Annotated in this window: 20 protein-coding genes and 2 pseudogenes; 5 read left to right on the top strand and 17 right to left on the bottom strand. The window is 52.2% G+C overall.

All coding sequences use genetic code 11. The features are described 5' to 3' along the window. Positions 1–108: 108 nt before the first annotated feature. The 17 genes and pseudogenes from sS8_RS01285 to sS8_RS01210 all read right to left on the bottom strand — a co-directional run bounded on the left by sS8_RS01285 (position 109) and on the right by sS8_RS01210 (position 15,776). Positions 109–888, bottom strand: coding sequence for a haloacid dehalogenase type II (locus sS8_RS01285; protein WP_119628067.1), 780 nt, complete (start codon positions 886–888; stop codon positions 109–111). 116 nt (positions 889–1,004) lie between these two features. Beyond that, on the bottom strand, positions 1,005–1,406 hold the full coding sequence (locus tag sS8_RS01280; protein ID WP_408631161.1) for a winged helix-turn-helix transcriptional regulator: 402 nt from the start codon (positions 1,404–1,406) through the stop codon (positions 1,005–1,007). A gap of 1,263 nt (positions 1,407–2,669) precedes the next feature. After that, on the bottom strand, positions 2,670–3,875 hold the full coding sequence (locus sS8_RS01275; protein WP_119628066.1) for a YbfB/YjiJ family MFS transporter: 1,206 nt from the start codon (positions 3,873–3,875) through the stop codon (positions 2,670–2,672). Positions 3,876–3,885: 10 nt separating this feature from the next. Further along, a complete protein-coding gene (locus sS8_RS01270) occupies positions 3,886–5,343 on the bottom strand; it encodes an aminotransferase class V-fold PLP-dependent enzyme (RefSeq protein WP_119628065.1) in 1,458 nt (485 codons plus the stop codon). A gap of 144 nt (positions 5,344–5,487) precedes the next feature. Continuing rightward, positions 5,488–5,832: a (2Fe-2S) ferredoxin domain-containing protein gene (locus tag sS8_RS01265; RefSeq protein WP_119628064.1), complete on the bottom strand. Its 345-nt coding sequence runs from the start codon at positions 5,830–5,832 to the stop codon at positions 5,488–5,490. 8 nt (positions 5,833–5,840) lie between these two features. Further along, on the bottom strand, positions 5,841–6,074 hold the full coding sequence (locus tag sS8_RS01260; protein ID WP_145986368.1) for a hypothetical protein: 234 nt from the start codon (positions 6,072–6,074) through the stop codon (positions 5,841–5,843). Between the two features lie 8 nt (positions 6,075–6,082). Further along, a complete protein-coding gene (locus tag sS8_RS01255; RefSeq protein WP_145986367.1) occupies positions 6,083–6,358 on the bottom strand; it encodes a hypothetical protein in 276 nt (91 codons plus the stop codon). Positions 6,359–6,442: 84 nt separating this feature from the next. Continuing rightward, positions 6,443–6,742 (bottom strand): DsrE family protein, encoded by a 300-nt coding sequence (locus tag sS8_RS01250; RefSeq protein WP_170160896.1) that lies wholly within the window; start codon positions 6,740–6,742, stop codon positions 6,443–6,445. A gap of 20 nt (positions 6,743–6,762) precedes the next feature. Beyond that, positions 6,763–7,380: a hypothetical protein gene (locus sS8_RS27505; protein WP_145986366.1), complete on the bottom strand. Its 618-nt coding sequence runs from the start codon at positions 7,378–7,380 to the stop codon at positions 6,763–6,765. Then, positions 7,332–8,207 carry a hypothetical protein gene (locus tag sS8_RS01245; RefSeq protein ID WP_119628060.1) on the bottom strand — a complete coding sequence of 292 codons (876 nt, stop codon included), beginning with the start codon at positions 8,205–8,207 and terminating at the stop codon, positions 7,332–7,334. The genes sS8_RS27505 and sS8_RS01245 overlap by 49 nt, the downstream gene beginning before the upstream one ends. Beyond that, positions 8,194–9,849, bottom strand: coding sequence for an NAD(P)-binding domain-containing protein (locus sS8_RS01240; protein WP_119628059.1), 1,656 nt, complete (start codon positions 9,847–9,849; stop codon positions 8,194–8,196). The genes sS8_RS01245 and sS8_RS01240 overlap by 14 nt, the downstream gene beginning before the upstream one ends. Next, complete coding sequence (locus tag sS8_RS01235; RefSeq protein ID WP_119628058.1) at positions 9,846–10,535, bottom strand: haloacid dehalogenase-like hydrolase; 690 nt, start codon at positions 10,533–10,535, stop codon at positions 9,846–9,848. Before sS8_RS01235 ends, sS8_RS01240 begins: the two co-directional genes overlap by 4 nt. A 9-nt stretch (positions 10,536–10,544) precedes the next feature. Further along, a complete protein-coding gene (locus sS8_RS01230; protein ID WP_119628057.1) occupies positions 10,545–11,777 on the bottom strand; it encodes a porin family protein in 1,233 nt (410 codons plus the stop codon). 297 nt (positions 11,778–12,074) lie between these two features. After that, on the bottom strand, positions 12,075–13,106 hold the full coding sequence (locus sS8_RS01225) for an iron-containing redox enzyme family protein (protein WP_119628056.1): 1,032 nt from the start codon (positions 13,104–13,106) through the stop codon (positions 12,075–12,077). Between the two features lie 27 nt (positions 13,107–13,133). After that, positions 13,134–13,289 (bottom strand): annotated as a pseudogene (locus sS8_RS29770) (amino acid--tRNA ligase-related protein); the annotation flags it as partial. A gap of 165 nt (positions 13,290–13,454) precedes the next feature. Then, on the bottom strand, positions 13,455–14,543 hold the full coding sequence (locus tag sS8_RS01215; RefSeq protein WP_119628055.1) for an IS5 family transposase: 1,089 nt from the start codon (positions 14,541–14,543) through the stop codon (positions 13,455–13,457). A gap of 87 nt (positions 14,544–14,630) precedes the next feature. Then, positions 14,631–15,776, bottom strand: coding sequence for an amino acid--tRNA ligase-related protein (locus sS8_RS01210; protein WP_119628054.1), 1,146 nt, complete (start codon positions 15,774–15,776; stop codon positions 14,631–14,633). 804 nt (positions 15,777–16,580) lie between these two features. Here sS8_RS01210 and cysE point away from each other — a divergent pair. The 5 genes and pseudogenes from cysE to sS8_RS01185 all read left to right on the top strand — a co-directional run. Further along, positions 16,581–17,078, top strand: a pseudogene (gene cysE, locus sS8_RS01205) (serine O-acetyltransferase); the annotation flags it as partial. Between the two features lie 498 nt (positions 17,079–17,576). Then, a complete protein-coding gene (locus sS8_RS01200) occupies positions 17,577–17,780 on the top strand; it encodes a tautomerase family protein (RefSeq protein ID WP_119628052.1) in 204 nt (67 codons plus the stop codon). Positions 17,781–17,946: 166 nt separating this feature from the next. After that, on the top strand, positions 17,947–18,309 hold the full coding sequence (locus sS8_RS01195; protein ID WP_119628051.1) for a hypothetical protein: 363 nt from the start codon (positions 17,947–17,949) through the stop codon (positions 18,307–18,309). Between the two features lie 17 nt (positions 18,310–18,326). After that, positions 18,327–18,806 (top strand): YybH family protein, encoded by a 480-nt coding sequence (locus sS8_RS01190; protein WP_119632560.1) that lies wholly within the window; start codon positions 18,327–18,329, stop codon positions 18,804–18,806. Positions 18,807–19,142: 336 nt separating this feature from the next. After that, entirely contained in the window at positions 19,143–19,373 is a 231-nt protein-coding gene (locus tag sS8_RS01185; RefSeq protein ID WP_119628050.1) for a sulfurtransferase TusA family protein, read from the top strand. Positions 19,374–19,433: the final 60 nt, after the last annotated feature.

Genomic DNA, 19,433 nt, shown 5'->3' with positions numbered 1-19,433 from the left:
TTCCTGAGCAGCCGGCATGCAGGGGCGATCCGGATCCCCCCTGCATGCGCTTGCCAAGCACCACGGACTGCGGCAGAAAAGCCGTCGACAGTCTAGGGCAAAGGGAGATTACGACCGCCGAACTCCCGGTGTTTTCACGAACCGGACTAAATCCTTTAAATCGCTTCCGATACCGTCCGGCACAATGCCCAACTCCTCCGACGGCAGTCCCAAGCGATTGACCCAGAAGGTGGGATAGCCGAACGATTTGGCACCTGCGGCATCCCAGCCGCCGAATGCGGCGAAAGCTATTTCACCCCGCGATAGGCCGAAGGCATCGATCCCCATCTGATAAGCGCGGGGGTCGGGTTTATAGGCTTTGACCCGGTCGGTACTCAGACGCTTTTCGAAGATCCCCTCCAGGCTCGAATTTCTTATGGCGGCATCGAGCATGGTCTCGGTCAGATTGGAGAGAAACGCCATGCGAATACCCATCGTTTTCAGTGTGGTCAGCGCGGACGCCGCATCCGGCCAGGCCTTGATTTCGAGGTAAGCTTGCATCAGCTGTCGACGCTTTTCCTCGCTCAGTTCCAATTCAAGCATTCGCGCAGCGAAAACCAGCGATTCTTCCGTCACCTGCCAGAAATCCGCATAGCTCCGCGACAGGGTGCGCAGCCAGGCATATTCAAATTGCCGGACGCGCCAGATCTTGCCGAGCTCGCTGCCCTTCCCGGGAAATAGCTTCTCCGCGAGGGCAAAAACCGGCTGCGGGTCGAAGGTCGTAAAGGCATCGAAGACAATCGCCTTGATTCTTGGTGCAGCAGCCGCCTTTACCGGATTGGATGCAAGCAAACCCGATGTGATTCCGACAGCAGCGAGAGTAACAAACTCCCTTCGATTTAGCGGCATGGCTACTCCTTCATAATCAGATCTTGGTGCCCCGATTCATCGGTACTCGCTCTTTGTACCGGGCACGGCTGAGTTCGTTTAGCGAGCGGTTTGTCGTAATCCCAAGTGTCTTCATGTCAGTCGAGCCTTCTTGAAGCTGGCCATATGAGGGTGGCCCTTGGAACTTGCCTCTGTTTCATCGATCCGCCTGTCGCTGCTCGCAAAATACCTTTCCCCAGGACTGCAGCTCGATCAATACGGGCTCTAAGGTGCGACCTAACTCCGTTCAGCGAATACTCTACTTTTGGAGGAATCTCCGGATAGACTTTACGCGCGATCAATCCATCGTTTTCCAATTCCCTTAATTGGTTGGTCAAGGTGCGATGAGTCACCGAAGACAGCAGCCTGTGTAGTTCGTTAAACCGCTTTGTTCCTTCGGATAGATGGACCAAGATTCCTCCTTTCCATTTTCCACTAATGACATCTAGTGTCGCCTCGATAGAGCAGTTGCTGTAAGCAGTATGGCGTTGTTTCCGCATAGTTAACAGAGAGTTTTCCAATTTACTCAGTTAAAAAAAGCGCAAGAGTTTTCCGTTTACCGGAGCTTAGGCATCAAGCCTTAATTTGCGCCCCCGATACTTCAGCTATTGGCTCACCCGTACAGCCCGAGAAACCGCGGCATTGAGGCCGCGCGCTTATCGTGGATAAGCAAGAGGGTGTTACCGCTTTCCACATTCGAGCCAGTCTCTCCAAGTTTCTGATAGCTTCGTCCCCAGGCAGCTACCGCAGCCGGCGGCATTGCTCTACCCGTCGCGTTAGCTCACGTGAACCCTTTCAATATAGCTTATAAGCTCAACTGCGCGAGGACCCGAATCCTTCGTCGGCAGGCTAATGCTTATTCGCTCGTTCGCCTGCCTGAGATACTACGACGCTGTGTGTTACAGAAACATTCATGATTAACTTTAGCGTGTATCGAAAATTTGGTATGTGAGTTTTTCACTAAAATATTACAGCGTAAAGTAAACAGCCCATAAAATCACTGCGGTATTTCCCGCCGACATCGCCGAATATAGTTCGGCAAGAGCATTTCAAGGCTTCGAAACTCGGGTAATTGCGCCTAAGAGCAAAATCGTCAAGAAAAGCACCGCATCATCATTTCAGCAATGATTCACGTCAGGTTGCCCTATCCGGCGAATTCAGCCCCGGGGAAGAGAGCTTTATGGAGCGTCCAATTGGCATTCGTACGTGGCGGAGGCAGGTCGCGTCCTCTCCCCCAATTTCAATCGTTCACTGACTCTATCGTAATAAGACGTATGGCGAGCGGTTTCCCTCCATCGTCCGTCAAAAAAATTCGCAGCCACCATTTTCCTTTCCCCGTAACCCGCATGGAGCTTGCAGAATACGGGATTCCGAAATCGGCAACGCTGCTCATTCCCTTGTGCGCGATACGTACTACGGCGGCTTAAAGGGCATCGAGTTCAATCGCAAAGGTTGTCCTCGCGAGCGGCGGAGCCCCCTTCCAATCAAAGTCGGTCGATTTAGTCCCAAAACCGTGAAAAGCCAGTTGAAAATCAATCGCTTGTGGATTCCAAGATACCCGCGAATCCAGGTCGATCTGTGCAGACAGCAGAATCGGACGACAGCTAGTCGCTGGATGGGGTCGTTCAGCAGTTAAACCACCGCCGGCAAAGCCGGGGGGTTTAGCTCAATGAATCACAACGTCAGGCCGCCGGGTCTTGGATCTACACAACCGTCCCGGTTATCGGGATAAAAATGAGCACTCCGGGAATGCTTCTGATCGGCTACACACTGCGATTCCTGACCACGTTCGGCTGATCTTTCGTGCCGGAGGCAGCTCGCCAGATGAGTACTCCCGCAAACCAAAGTGCGACGGCGCTCGCCAGATAGGCCTGATTCACACTGCCGGTAGATTGTAAAGAAATCCCGGCCAAGACGGGCGTCGCAAATTGCGCTATGGAATAAACGAGCGTGAGCTGCATGGCTAGGGTTTCCACCCTGGGGTTTAAAGTCCGCGCCCATAAGATAGCTATCGAAGTGATACCCATGAAGGTAATCCCAAGCAGTAACGTCGCAACCATCAAAGCGTATATTTGCTCGGACGTCGCCAGCAGCGCCCCGGCCATCTGGAGCCAGTAGGCCGCTGCCAGGGAATATCCATAGCCAAAGCGGGACACCACTTTGGCCCACAATAATGTCGATGGTGCCGTAACCAGGCCAAAGCCGACCCAATACCACCCCGCATATTCAGCCTGAACGATGCCCGACTCTGTGATCCCCAGCACTAAGAAGGTCGCGGTGACGATGTATGCCCCACCTTCAACGGTATAGGTAAACAGGAGAAAGAACGGATAGCGCTGGCGGTTTGCGCCATGACGGGAGGGAACCTTCACTGGTAAAGGCCGTTGCCAATCTGCGCCATAAAACAGCCCCATCAACAGCACGCAGCCGAAACCGGCAATTCCGCCGCAGATACGCCAGGCGTCACGCCAATCATCCCCTGCCGCGAGGCACCCCAGTGCGCCGATAACAATGCCGACACCTACGCCGGAAAAACTGAAGAATGGCAACCAAGTCCTCTGGTGTGCCGCCAAGGCACCGGCCACCGCATTGACGGCCAGCATGAACGACACACCGCTGGCCGCTCCTGAAATCACCCTAAGAGCCAACCAGACAGGAACCGAGTCCGAAAGAGAAGGAAATAGCAGGAAAGTCCCCGCATTCACAGCGCAAAGAAGAATTATGAGCTGTGCCGACCGTCGGTAATCCAAAGCCACCTTAAAGGCGATCACCACCCCGGCGAGATACCCCAGATGGTGGGCCGACGCCACAGTGCCCAGTACGGCATCCGACAGCACCATGCGGTGCTTCATCAGCGCAACGATGGGCGTAAAGGAAAAGCGACCGATGCCTATCGCAATCGTCAGCGCCAGAAAGCCGAAACAGGCTTCAAGAAGACCGCCTCCGCTACGCGAATCAGCCGCGTCCATGCTCGTTCCGCTATCGAATAGAGCTGCCTGGAAACGTAGGCCTACGACCGAAAATCATGTCCTGATCAATGGCATTGAGATCGCTCCCGCCATCGATCGCCTCGAAGTTTCCGTCACCTTTTGAAACATACAAACGCCGGTAGGAATTCACATTTTCGGCGATGTCGCCAACGCCTTCGGCCATGGCAAGAACATCCTCGGCCGTATTGTAAAGTCCGAAAGAGACCCGAAGCATGCCGCTCATTTCCAAAACCCGAACCCGGACTTGATCTTCGGTAAGCCCATCCACCGGAATATTCCATAGGTCATCCAGCATCAGGTCGCGAACGTAAGGATGCGCACAAAAGCATTCGTTTCGTACCGCTACACAGTGATAATCATTCAGAATCATCGCTGCCAAGCCATGTTCGACTCCCGTGATGTTGAACGATATTGCACCGGCACGGGGCGCGGTTGTACGGTTCTTGGAACCGTAAATCTTCACTTTAGGATGTTCTGTCAGCACACCCCAGACGAGATCCATAAGTGCCCGTTCATGCGCCTGTACCTTCTCCATGCCTATGTCCATAAGCATGTTTAGAGCGCACCCGAGTTCCACCGCCCCAAGAATATTCGGGGTTCCGGCCTGAAATCTACCGCTAAGCGACGTCGCGAGCTCATAACCTTGGCGATGTACCTTCCCTACCATGCCGCCCCCAAGCTCCACCGCGGGCAGCTGTTTCAGAAATTCATTGCGCGCCACGATGACGCCAGGACCTCCCGGCGCATAGATCTTATGCGAAGAAAACACCAACGCACTGATGTTCGCCAGTGCTCCCGCCGACAAATCCAAGGGAACATGAGCAACCATCTGGGCGCCGTCGACAATCAACGGTACGTCGTAATCCCGGCAGATTTCCGACAACTGCGCAATGGGATTGATGATCCCGGTCACGTTGGACACCCCGGTAACACTGACGTATCGCAGGTCCGAGGCATGTTCTGCTATGAGGTCTCGGCTGCCTTGCACGTCAATACAACCCAGCTCGCCATCAGTAGACAGCAAGGGCAGCAACAGCAATTTGCCCGAATACTTTCGATGGGGCAGATCGTTGGAATGGTGCTCCATCGGAGAAATGGCAACGGTAGACTTTTCCCCGAATCCTTCCTGCATCGTGCGCGCGAGAAAATTGAGCGCCGCAGTCACTCCAGACCCCATAAAAATAACGGAGTGGGTCGACTCATCCACATTGAAGAACCTCAATACTTCTCTTTGAGACAGATCGAAGAACTTCTGGCTGATCCTGGCATTGAAATGACAACTCGAATGAATATTTCCGTAATGACTCAATGCAGCTTCCTTGGCGCGCAGAGCGTTTTTGAACATCAGGGTCGACGCCGTAGAATCCAGATAGTGGAATCGCTTGCGCACGCCCGCTGCAGTCAAGTAGGACGTGTCGGCACCAAAAAACAAAGTGGAGAAATCCATAGTTACTTCCGACTAGAATCTGATAAGTCCGGTCGCCCATTGGCCTCGACGCCTTGTCGATGATGTCCCTAAAGAGGCTCCGAAAAATCCCGACGTCCGGTACGTCTAAATCCCCGCAGACGAACGGCGCGTTCCAAACTTCCCTCAGTCCACGCCGCCCTCGGATACCGGAGCCACGTGATGATGGAGAATTGTGTCCACATCAGCGGCGTTGTTCACGCTGTACCAGGCGCCTTCCGGATAAATCACCACGCACGGGCCCTTTTCACAGCGCCCAAGGCATCCAGCCGAATTGATTCGAACGCCTGCGGCGCTATCCCCGCTTTTACGGACCTTCTGCTTTGCATAAAGAAATAGATCCTGACCTCCGGATCCGCCGCAGCTGCGCGTCCGATTATCGCGGCTATTAGTACAGAAAAAGATATGGGTCCGGAATATCCGATCTTCTACCCGTTCTTCAGAAGCCTTTTCACAGTTGATATTGCTCATGGCGCACTCTATAGAAAAATGACGGAATCTGATTTCAATACCGCCGTAACCAATTCGTTATCGATTCCGGCCAAGGGAAGGCCGTTCGCATTAATATTGATGCCATCATCGAGCTTAAAAGCGGGAACGCCAAATTCCCGCCGAATCCCTGCGGCGGTTCCCGTGACGAATAAAACATCACCCTCCACTAATACATCTGCGACAGATAAATGTTTCTCATCGGTGATTACGAGCACTCTCATGTTCCGCCTCATATTGATACGATCACATCGGCACTGCGCAGTAAATCGCAGTACTCGCGTCCCCCGATGGCCGAGATATTGTGATTGTCGGTTTCGACCAAGCCCTCGTCCTCTGAAAACTCCGCATATTGATAGCGCGGAATCTCCAGCTCATCCAGAAACGCCGACTCGCCGTCGAAATTATGCATGCCGCTGCGAAATACCGTGGGTTTCTGGAGCAGCCTTCTCGCGCCCCCTTTGAATACCATGCTGACATCGTGGTCAAGCCCTATCGATATTGCCATACGAGCCATCTGTACCCCCATATCAGAAGCTAGAGGATCGGATGACATCAAGAAAACGATCTTCCTTCTCATAAACTCTGCCCGCTAAGGATTTACCGCAACAACACAATCGGAATCGGACAATATAGAAGAAAAGCTGATCAAGCTTTCAATCTTGACATGTTTGGCAATATTATTGGCTACAATACCTCTATTCTTAGCCATATTGACACATACTGACAACGATGCCCCCATGCTGGCAACCTGTTCTACATCCCTCATGATATTCTTGACAGATACCCCGGTTTCAGTGTTGTGCAAACCGTCTCCGTAGAAGAATATTTCAACGAAGGCACCGCGCTGACATAGGCCTTTTGCAAGACTTAGCGCCAGCGAGGTTTTCATGGCGGTTGGCCCGGTTCCGATTAGCATGCCCACTCGAGGCGACGACATATAACTCTCCAATAATAAAAGTCAATATCTGATACTAGGCGACGACATATCGTCATAATCTTTTCAATGTCGATACCTGTTTCTACCGCATAATAGATTCCCATTAGGAAACCGCACGCCAAGATCGCCATACTGAACGATGACCATAGCGACTTGCTTGCACGCAAGCTAAATTTCTGTTCTGGAAAAACGCTGTCAATCGTCACATTGATAATTGAGACCGGAGAAATCAATAGGCTGACATGCCAGTACACCACCCATGCTGCATAATGAAGATATACCTCCGGCTCGGTTACCCCACCGCTCAAAATAGGAGCAAAGATGCTGAAAACGATGACAGGATGAATCGGCAAACGATTGAAAAGCGGTAGTACGGCGGTAATCAATACCAATGGAGGAAGGCAGATCAACCAACTCACCGCCGGCAGGGTGAGCAGTACGCCGTTGATCTCCGGTCGCCGCAATACCGCCGCGAGAAAACCGGCGCAAAAAAGCAGGGCCGCATCTCCTGAAATTCGCTGCCAGTTTCTGCTCGATAATTCTAGAACGCCGCACAGTGATGCCCCGAGCCGCTTCGGCCCCTGAACCACAATAAAAAAAAAACCAGGCTCGCCGCGGCCAGAGAAATCGCCTGGGTGCTGCTGACTTTGGAGAATGTCAGCAATCCGGTAAGCAGAGCGATAAAAAGAATTAACCAAATAGACGGAAGATATGGGGAGCGGGATTTCGAATCGCGTTTGCAAACCGTTCTCTCGCGCTGGTCCCGTTCGGCAAATACAAGTCCATGAATTAGCAAGCCCAGTGTAGCAACGGGGAGCGTAACCCACAGGGTCCCGGTCCAGCGAATTGACGGGAAGAATCCCATAACCAAAGCGATGGGAGCAAATGTAGGCGACCACAGCATGGCGGTCGCAGCGCCGGACGCAACGGCCCGCGCATAATGTGCTTGACGCAATTCGCCGCGACTCAGAGCTACACTCATCACTGCAATCGAGCCCATATTCAATATCGGGGCCACCAACATCGTGCTAAAAACCGCTTTGCTATACGGCGCCCATTTCCCAGGGGAATTCAGCATCTCGCCGAACGATTTGATCCATGGGTCTTCCTTAAATACCAGGGACAAGAGAGACACACACAAGAGAAGCGGGGCGATGTCCACGAGACTACTGGTTTTTGCGAGCCATACTCCGTAAGGGATGTCGAAGTAAACTATCGACGTTACGGCGAGACCCAACAGGCTGGCGGAATACAACCATGTAATGGGTTTGGCCAAAATCGACCCAAACACCAAGGCAAATGCAAGCAAGGAAAGTTTGACCAACAGTCCGGTCTCGGCCAGATTCTCGAACGACGTCCCAAGGACTGCACCGAACGCGGCAAGCGGAAACAGGCCGGCGAGTTTACCCAGCGACATTTTTACACTCTCTTCGACGGAGTATTTCTTTCAATATGGCCGGTGTAATTAGCCTGCTTCCCTGTATGAACTGCGATTTGAATCCGACCCGCCGCATGGCACCATAACCGGCAAAGAATAAACCCGGTATTGATGATTCACACGCGGCCGTCAGCCGAGGCATCCCCGCCTCGCTTTTAATGAGCCCAAGCAGATTTTTCAAAAAGCCGAGACGCTCAAGCGTCCAGCTATATCCGGTTCCGAAAATGACGCTATCCAGATGTAACTCACGCTTGTCTTCGGCCTGCAGGCGAATGCGGCTCCCAAACCTTTCCAGGCCGGCGATTCGAAAATTACCCAAAATCTTAATGTCGCTATTGAGAATTTCGTCCCGAAGACGCGGCTCTACGGTACCTCGCAGAAGAAAGGACAAAAGCTTCGATTTGAGCGGGCCGGATAACCATGGCGTCATCCGCTCGGAGCGCTTTGCCAGCTCCTTATACAAGTAATGGCCCGGCTCATGTAGATTCCTGAACATCAGTTCCGACTCGCGGATAACGACAGAAACGTCCTTGCCGCACTTCCAGGCATGAAGGGCGAATTCCAACGCCGATTGCCCTCCTCCAACGACGGCAATGGCCTGGATGTCCGGTCTTTCGAGATCAAAGCGATTTACCGCCGAAGCATGTCGAACCGCTTTTCCTGGGCTGACTTGACCGGGGATATTCGCCATCGGTAACAAACCCGTCGCGACCACAACCGAGTTGGCGGAATAGGTCACCGCTCCGTAAGGCGTGGTAACATCAATCAGCCAACCATCCGCGGTACGGCGGAGCCCATCAACCCGTTCCGTCCGAACCAGATGTTCGTAACGATTCAGTACGGATTGCGCATAGGCAAGAAACACCGAAAATTGAAGTACGCCTGCCGGATTGATTTCTCCGTGCTTACAAAAGGCGGACAGATCGTAGCTGTCGCGGTCGATGTATATACTCGATGCCGACAAAGGTGAGCGTAGGGGCTGGGGGAGAATATTTTGCCACCAGAAAGAAAGTGGTTCCCCGAGTATAATCGTATCGAGACTATTATTTGCGGTGCTCGCACCTATTCCTAGACCGATCGGCCCTGCCCCGATCACCAAGACATCGCATGCACGGGGTTGAGGCGGGGAATCGTAAGGAACAGCGAATAGGCATTTATCCCCGTCGAATCCGGCGACCAGCACGCCGCCCGGCACAATATCGCCGATTCGACCGAAGAGTAATTTCACTCCTCCGACAGCAGATACCGAATACGGTCGTTTTATGATGTCATAGACTTCCGACATGAGTTTGATATCGAACTGTACATCGGAAGAAAAAAGGGAATTTACCTCGGTAGGAGCGACGATCGTATTGCCCAGCATCCCCGCGGATAAACATCTTATTGTTATCTCCTGACCGGATCGCACCAACACCCCGCTCTCCGGTGTCAGATAAAAATCGCGATTCGGTGTTTCAAGCAAAAAAGAGCCGGACTCTGCAAAAAAGAAGGTCGGCCGAGTAACCGAAGTCGAAGTTTTAGTCTCGGTATCAAGCCTAGTAAAAACCGGTGCTAGCGAAGAAAGGTCGGAAATACCCGAAAAGGTATCGTACCGTTTCAAATGAGTTTGCTGAATATTCATGAAGCCCTATTCTCCCCGAGCGTCAGTGCCTCGACCACGGCAGCGATTTCCGAAAAGCTGTCTTCTACGCAGTAATTACAAAATGCCCGCACCCACTGGATCGAGGCATTGATGGCAATGCGGTTTCTTTTGGGAAAAGAGCTCATAACGATGAGATCCCCAACCGAGTCGCCGATATAAATGGCGTCCTCGGATTCAATCCCATTAAGCTCTAGCCAGCGCTCAACGGCTTCCAGCTTCTTAGTGGGTGTACACACGGATCTGACACCCGCGATCCTTTCGTTGTCGATAATAAGCTCGGTCCCCATAACCGATACGTGCGGATGTTCGATATTCCATAGTTGGAGAAGAAGGCGAGCTATCATTGCCGGCACGGCACCTACCAGCAATACGGGCAAGCCGAGTTGACCGGTTCTGCGGATAAAATCGTCGAAGCACGGTGTCATCGAGACATGGGATAGCAGCGGTTTCAGCTCTCTAAACGACAATCCTTGCAGGGCTGCTATTTTTTCCTCGATAACCTCCCTCACCCAACTATCAAACTCGGCGGTGCTACAGGTATAGAACCGCTGAGCGTCGTATAACTTTTTTGCGCAATCGTGGCGGCCTATTTCGGCCAGCACGACATTTAGTATGGAACCGCGCGCTATAACATGTCCGATGTCACACACTACGGCCTTTAGCATGGCATTTCTTCAAAATTTCAAGGTTAACTGCACACCCAGCCGATTGCCGATCGCGTCGCTGACACGTTTCGCATTGGCGCTGTCGATACTACCACCGCCATTACCCCCTCCGAGCTTGTAATCTCTGATTTCATAATTCACGGCAATCCGCGTATTTCTGCTAAAGTAATACTGAGCACCAAGGGTTAGCGTATTAAACTCCCTCGAATACGGATTACTTTCAACGTCCTGTTCGAAGACATCATATCTAGCTTCCAGCTGAATATTCTTGGTAATGAATTTACCGACGTCTATATACCAGCCGTATGCGTCATTGCGCTTGCTCGTGAACAGGCGCCCCGGATCGTTGACATAGTAAGGGGCTAGATAAATCATGCCGCGCCCGTACATGTATTCTGCATTTAAGTGGTATCCGTCGCGGAAAAAAGTAAACCCGGTTCCCCAGCGTTCTTGCTCATAGGACTTGTTTTCGAACGTGGGGAAATCCCGCTGTCCCCACACAAAAAAGGTAAAATCCGGCCTCTCTGTCTTAAAAGTCGAGTTCGGGGTATGAAACAGATAGGACATCTGCAGCCGGCCATATTGCGTCAGGCGATTATTGTCATCGGTCTGGTTAAGCGTATTCCCGGACCCAACCATAAAAGCGTAGCCGTATTCGAAGTTATTCAGTGAAAAAGCGTCGAATATTTGAACACCGGTGTCCCGGAAGGCTCTCACCCCTGATCGCGGTACCGCCGGCAAACCACTACTTTCGTATTCCAGAAGTCCATCGCTGAACTTCAGAGGCTGCGAGTTGATCAGAAATTGGGTGACCTGAGTAAAATTGACGTAATCGATAGCGCTGCGAAGGGATTCCTCCGAGCCAGGGACCTTGAACAAGCCAAACCGGGTTCGGAGTCCTCGAATATAATTCAACGTCACCGAACCTTCCGCCAAAGCAACGTTGTTGCTGCCGCCCGGTATTGTTGTCAGGGCATTTGCCCCGTACTCTCCCACAAGCTCGTAGTTTACGTGCTCTCCCACCAAACCACGCACGCCGAACCGCACTCGAAATAGATAAAACGACGAGGTTGAACTGTAGCCTGGTGCAATGCCCGAATAGAATGCCCGCTTATCATTTAAAGATTCCGCGTTGCCCTCCAAATCGGAAAGCGCGTCGGAATAGTCCGACTGATAGGTTGGCTGAATCAGGCCAACAACCCGCGTTTTTTTCGCGCCTGGAAGCTCCGTGCCATCCCGCATTAGCCAATTCTCCGATCGGGCGGAAAGGGAATATAACAATATCGATATAGTAGATATCCAGCGGACATATGAAAACGCCATCGGTGGTCCCAAAAAGCGGTCTGACAAGCGCGAAGGCCATCCATATCCAGACCGTCTATGACTCTAACTGGCCCCATCCCGTTGGGGTCTTTCTTTTTTCTATAAAACGTAGCGACCTGCTCGGTGAACAGCCCGGCCGCCCATGATCGCTTCCCTAACGCGCATCGATCCCGCGTTTGGATGAACCATGCCGGCTAGGCTGAACACTCCCCTGTTTTAGACCGCACCAACCTCGCAGGCTACGGCCCTTCTCGGCGTGCTCTGAACGCCGAGAAGCGGCTGCGCGTAACGCCAGACACCGTCATAGAACGCCGCACGCGCGTCCAAGAGGCGCATGCCGCCATCAAAGATGATATTCGCATCTTCTTCCGTGGTGATTAGCTCCCGCATCTCGTCAAACCAGGTGTCCCCATGGCGCTCGTCCACCGTGATATGAAGGTCCCAGAAAATCAAATCAGCCTTGGGCAACCCCGAACGTTCCAGGCCGGCCAGAATGAACCGCATCTGTTTTGGCATCGTGATTTCGATAAATCCGAACCCACCAAAACCTTTTCGATAATCCGACGACAAATGGGAAAACGCGGCCTTGGTATTTAGCAGGAACATGCTCTCCGCTAGCGGCGTAATTACCTTGGACAAACCGATGCTGTTATAGCTTCTCAGGAACAATAAGGGATGAGCCATTTCAGCCTCGTCGCCGCCCAGCTCATCATAAAGATTGGTCGATAGATCGTGGCGGGCATGCAGCGGGGTATTAAGGCAGAGCGTAGCGAGGTGTAAATGGAAAAGCCGGTTATTGACGTAATAATTATCCAGAAAGGTCCTGACCACTTCTTGAGGCAAACCGTTCTCAGCCATGTAAATCAATAGCGGATGCGTGTTGATCCGATGCCCAGTCGCGGCCTCATAGAGGTATTGAAGCGCACGATCACAAGTGTACGACTCCTTCAGCTTCAGCTGGTAAGGCGTTCTTCCGGAATTCTGAATATTTTCCAAGATGTTGCGTATACATTTATTCAAAATACTTTGCCAGCTCGCCGGATCGGTCAACCGTTCCATATCATCCGTATTCAAGACATAGAGCGCTTCCTGCACCTCTTCCCAGCTTTGCCGATCATTGTCCAAAAAAGCTCGCTTAGCCAGGGATTCTGCTTTCGGCAACACTCTGTCCAGAGCCTGCTTGAAAGCAGCTACTGAATCTACCTCGGCCTCTAATAGGGCTGACGGAAGCTTGGTATTAATTTTCATCTTAAAACCTTCACTTTGAATCGATCATTAGGGTTTTATCGGGCCAAAAGGAACACGTGGAAAAAGGGTCGCTTCACGAATATCGCTTACCCCCATGAAAAACGCGACAATTCTGTCGAACCCCATGGAGAATCCTGAATGCGGGGCACATCCGAACCGGCGACTATCGAGAAACCAATTAACAGGCTGTTGAAATTCGCCTCCATGCCTTCGGCTTTACCCCTTATCGGCGGCTTAATTTTTAGTGCTGAAGGTCCTTTTAGCTCTGAAATCCCGGTTCTAGCCGGTTTTCATCCCCCCGCTTGGGGGTTCTTGCCGCCTTTCGGCGAATTTTGGGCAGACGCCCGCCTAGGCCGTCGACCATCGCCAGCCGAACAGCCCACCCAACCGGGTCAGGTTGTAGGCGGCGAAAGTGAACACGGTCTGGGCCGCCACCTTCTTCAAACCCCGGAACCGGGTCTGGCGTAACCCGCCCACGGTCTTCGACCACCCGAAGATTTCTTCCACCCGCTTGCGCCTCTTCAGGCTGGTCCGGTAGCCGGCGTGTCGGGTGGTGCGGCCATCGATGGCGGAGCCTTTTTCCTTCCGGGCGACATGCGGCGTGACCCGCTGCTCCCGGAGAGCTTGCACGAACTCCGGCACGTCGTAAGCCTTGTCCGCCCCGACCGTCGCGCCGGGCTTCGTGACGGTGCGACCGATCATGATCTTGGCCGCGTCCCGTTCCGCCGTGCCGGTGGCGTGAGTCACCTCGACATCCACGACCAGGCCGGTCCGGTTTTCCATCAGGGCATGGCCCATGAAGCACAGTTGAGCTTTATCCCCTTCGCTTTTCTTGTAAAGGCGAGCCTCCGGATCAGTGGTCGAGGCGTGGGTCGCGTTGGAGCGCTTTTCGCCCTTGAAATCGACGGACGGATTCCGGCCGCCGTCCTCCGGCGGAGGCGAGCTGCCATCCTTTTTCACAAAGCTCTTCATGGAGGCCCACGCCTGGATCAGCGTGCCGTCCACCGAGAAATGCTCGTCCGACAAAAGGTCCTGCCATTCCGCCAGCAACACGACCCGCTCGAAAAACAGCCGGGAAATCCGCTCGTTCAGCAACCGATCCCGGTTGGCGCTGAAGGTGGAGTGGTCCCAGACCTCGGCATCCAGGGTCAGCCCGACAAACCAGCGGTACAAAAGATTGAATTCGATCTGCTGGACCAACTGCCGCTCGGAGCGGACAGAGAACAAGACTTGGATGAGACTGGCGCGCAGCAGCCGCTCCGGCGGAATCGATTCCCGGCCGGTCCGGGCATAGAGGGCATCAAATTCCGAGTCCAGCGTGGTCAGCAGAATGTCGACCACGGCCCGGAGCTTCCGAAGGGGATGATCCTTGGGAATCCGGTCTTCCAAGGTTCGGTAGCTGAAGAGTTCTTGCTGGGTGATGTCGGCGCCGCGCATGAAAGAGTCCAAAGTATCTTGAAATGATATCATTTTGCCATGACAAACAATCGGTTATGCCTATTTTATGCGATCCATCCAACGAATTCATGCGGCTTCCGGGGCCGAGAAAATCAACAGCCTGTTAAACTCCTCTTCATCGTGTCCGAAGTACTCCAGATTTCGGCGTAACTGATCGGCGTCAGATACCCGAGTTCCGCCCCCGATCAATTCGCCGTGTCCGGTGTGAGCAAATAGGTCATTCGACGGCGTCAGATCGGGTCTGTCTGCATATACTGTAAACCAGAAGTTTTTCAAGCTTTGCGGATAATTGACGATGAAAAACGGCCGATCGAAAGCGCTTGCCAATACCTCGCTTTGCAGCTTTGAATAGTCATCGCCATACGTAATCGACTCACCTTTCTTGTTCAACATTGAAATAGTTTCTTCGTAGGTGACCCGTTCAAATGGCTTGTATAAATTTGCCAAATGCTTGGGTGATAGACCGGCCTCGGCATAGAGCGAAGCGTGATGTTCCAGCAAATTGTTTGCGATATACCGGATCAGATCTTCTTCAATCCGCAGAATATCGGCGTTAGTGGCCCACGCAATATCCACCTGTAATTGCCAGATCTCCACAAGATGGATATTGGTGGCATCGTTTTCGCGCCGGAAGGATGGATTTAATGCGTATATGCGTTCGAGTGACGTGGTTAGTACGTCTGCATACATCCATGGACTTTGGATGAGTGTGCCTATCCGCTTGCCGTAATAGGGAAAAGTAAAAACGCTGCCGCTGCACACACAAGATGCTTCCGTGATGATAGGGGTTTGCACATTGATGCAGCCTATACCGTCGAGATATTCACGAGCATATTTCTGAACCAGATGCCTGAACTTCGCAGCCGCCTGTATGCGTCTTGTTCTGATAGTAAGATGGCGGAAGTTCAGATCAAGCACGTCATGAGCATCGAGATCTATCGGGAGCGGTTCCGCACGATGAATGACGGAAATATGATTGGCTACCAACTTGTCACCGTCTGCCGAAATCGTGAGTTCGACAATGCTTTGAGGAGTAACCTCCGATATGGAGGAACGATCGGCCTGGCAAAGGATCCGATGGCAGTGTCCGTCACGCCGCAAAGTTATATACGTATCCTCCTGGTCAAACTCGATACTTTCAAGCCAACCTTTTATAAACCCGCTCGATATGTCGGCCATTGCAATATTGGATCCCAATGAATCCGTACTCATACTCGTTTCCTGTAGTACTATTACGTTTTACGTGGCCAGCAGCGCTCTGGAGACCGACTGCTCACGCCAACCCGCTAGATGTGCGCCATAAACCATGCTTTCTCGATAGCCGATATCACACACTTCATTCATTTATGGCTAGCGAATTCACAAGACTGAAATGAGCGTTGATCGATTTTATACAAAAACTTATCGACCATAACTTCAGATTTACTTTTATAGCGTAGGCGCAACGAGATCTAGTTACTGTGTTTTTCTATCGTAGCGGATTATTTTTTGAATATAAAGAACTGAGAAAACTATTAGATAGTGTGTTGTTTGATACCGACTATACTCTTCTTCAAAAAGTATCGTATAAGCGTTTTGTCTCGACCGATGGACCAGACTTGTACCGCCGTCACCGTGTAGGCCGGCAGATGCACACCAAGTGATAATTCGGCGGAAAGGCGTTGAGCCATAACCACATGACTATGGCCAAAAAAACTTAACCTACCGTAAGAGGGTTTGATCCGAAGGAACTTTACATTGATTTTTTAAATGCTCACCAAGATGGCGATAGGACGGGATTCTGAACGGAAAGTCCGCGAAGTTTAAAGAACTACACTTGAGGAACCGCAAAATAGGTAACCAAGTGGTTATCCGAATACCCTCTATCCTATTTGTTCCTTCTTTTCAAGCATCTGGTAATTGGATAGCCTACCGCTGACTCTGCTCGGGACGATTACGGCCTGCCTCTTCCCGGCATAAGTTGGGTCTTGTCTAAGTGACCCATGAAAACGCGCAGTCTGGAAAACCTCAAAATTTATGTTGAAAAGAATCAAAGAAGAATTTGGCTATATTTTTGAACGTGACCCGGCGGCCAAATCTTATCTCGAAATTCTGACTACGTACCCGGGCGTCCATGCCGTTCTGATCCATCGTGTCAGTCATCGCCTATGGAATATGGGCTGGCATTGGCCGGCGCGTTTTTTGGCTCATCTCGCACGTGGACTAACCGGGATCGAAATCCATCCGGGAGCTAAGATTGGTCGCCGCACGTTCATCGACCACGGCATGGGTGTCGTCATCGGCGAGACTGTCGTCATGGGGGACGATTGCACACTGTACCAGGGTGTCACTCTGGGCGGCACGAGTTGGAAAAAAGGCAAACGCCATCCGACCATCGGCAACGGCGTACTCATTGGTGCCGGCGCAAAGGTGCTCGGGCCGATAGAAGTGGGCGATGAAGCACGCATCGGGTCGAACGCCGTGGTTTTAAAGAACGTGCCCGCCGGTGTCACCGTGGTTGGCAATCCCGGTCAATGGCTAAAATCGCCCCAGAACGCCAGTGAACCGATTCGGAATTCCGGGAGCCTGTCGCGGTCCGCTTAACGGCATAGATAGGCGGCTCATGCCTCTTAGTTGGGCAAATCCGCTCGTGAGTCTAAAGAGCTTGAATTTTCATCTGATCGGCAAGAACCAGCGAATCGATCTCAAACCCGATGACGCGCCCGGTTTGATCGCAGCACTGCTGCCTAAGATGGACTAAAGACAGGCAATCATCACACACTGGAACGCACTGCAACGCGACAGTCTTTCTCGGGGCAGAAAACGAAGACGTTTTGTGTTTGATGAAACGTCGGCGAGATAGCCAGAATCCCAACAAGACAGGAGAGTCCGCGAGCCACTCTCCGCTTTCCGGGACCGTCAAGCGCTCTCGTAAACTTGTCATTCGCCTGTTGTACATTTTTCAGTGTCCCACGAGGATCGTTCGCAATCTCGTCCATCATGCAAGTATCTAATATCAAAAGGATCAGACCAATGCCTTATGTAAATATCAGAATTACCCGTGAAGGTGCGACTGCGGAGCAAAAAGCAGCACTGATACAAGGAGTCACCCATTTATTGATGGAAGTATTAGGTAAAAACCCTCAAACCACGGTAGTGGTGATCGATGAAATCGAAACCGATAACTGGGGCATTGGGGGCCAAAGCGTCACGGAACTCCGGAAGTCCCGCCTATAAGACCTTGACGGCAGTTAAATTCAAGTGGGACAGATCGAGTCGCTCGAACGGGGCAGTGGGGACCAGATATACGAAAGCCGCCGAGAGTAATAGCCAAGGCGATTATTCTAACGGGAGCGGCGGCCGCGCAGTTGGCATTTCCTTACATACTACGGAGAAATCTATAATGTCCAAGAAACATGCATTTGTGGTGTATTCGGGCTCCGGCGAAACCGGGAGGGTTTTCCACGCCCTGGTCCATGCCAAACAGGCTCTTCATCGTGGGGATGTTGCGGAGGTTTACTTCGCGGCCGAAGGAACCTTCTGGCCGGCCGCGCTGGCCCAGCCGGACCACGCTATGCATGGTCTATTTGACGATCTTCTGCGGCAAGAGGTCATTAGAGGCGCTTGTGAGAATTGCGCCCGGGCATTCGGCCACGCCGAGTCGGCGGGACAAGTCTGTAGCCTGATTTCCGGACCGCAAGAAAGTTTTGGCCAAATTGATATCCTCGGGCTCGAGGATGCCGGTTATCGAGTATGGTTATTCTGAGTGAGGGGCATAACACCATGAAAATCATTACTGGAGCCGACGCGGGCTGCACACTGAACAGTGCAGCGGAGGCATTGAATACTTTCTACCGGGCATTCAATCAAAAGGACATCACGTTGATGGAAACTGTCTGGCTCCCGTCCGATGAGCCGAGTATGGATAACCCAATCGGCGGTATCCGACGTGGATGGCCCGAGATACGCGGTGGTTACGAAAAGCTTTTCGCCAGTGGAGTAAATGTCTACGTCGAGTTCTACGATTATACCCTGCAGGAGCAAGATAGCTTCGCGCTAGCGGTCGGCCGGGAGCGGGGTTATTGCGACGCATCGGGAGAGCGGGTCCCGCTGGAGATCAGGACCTCACGCCTATTCGTCCGTCGTGACGGGAAATGGCGCCAGATGCACCATCACGGCTCAGTGGAATATCCCAGCCTTTTGGCGAGTTATCAGAAAGCAGTACTCGGCCAGGTTCTCGAGTTGACCCGCGAGTCGCAATAGGAACTCCACGCCGGAACAGTTGACCCTCTGCACAACAGCATATGAGTCAACGTAGCATAATACATAATCCTAGAAACGGAAATTGACCGCTTCTAGGATTAAGCAAGTCGGCTTTCATGGCACGACATTTAAACAGAGACTCGAGCTCAGACTCCAAAAAGGCGGGTGGAAAACGCAGCGAGGCGCCCGGACATACAAGAGCCGGAATGGTTGCGGAGCGCATGAGCTATGCTGGCCGCTTCCTGACGGCCCGGCCTGACAAAGCCGTCAAGCGGCATCGCACACACCCCCTAAGTGAATCATAAAATTTGAATATGTCGTAAATGGAGATTCCTTATGCAAGCTGAAACTATCGATCTAACTGGTCTTATGTGTCCCATCCCGATTTTGCGTATAAAACAGAAATTAGCAGTATCTGCTTCCGGAACAGTGTTGCGTTTGCTGTGCACCGATCCTCAAGCGCCGGAAGATTTCAAGATTTTCGCGTCGCGCGGCGCGATCGAATTGCTGAACATAACCGAGACCGCCTCAGGTTCTGAAATTACCATCCGAAAAAAGGAACCATAAATCCTCAGACAACGTTGCCTATTACCGAAGCACGGGCTGAGACGTTCGGACAGAGCGTAC

The sequence above is a fragment of the Methylocaldum marinum genome (genome assembly GCF_003584645.1).
Classification (GTDB): domain Bacteria; phylum Pseudomonadota; class Gammaproteobacteria; order Methylococcales; family Methylococcaceae; genus Methylocaldum; species Methylocaldum marinum.
This window is presented reverse-complemented; position numbering and strand designations above follow the sequence as displayed.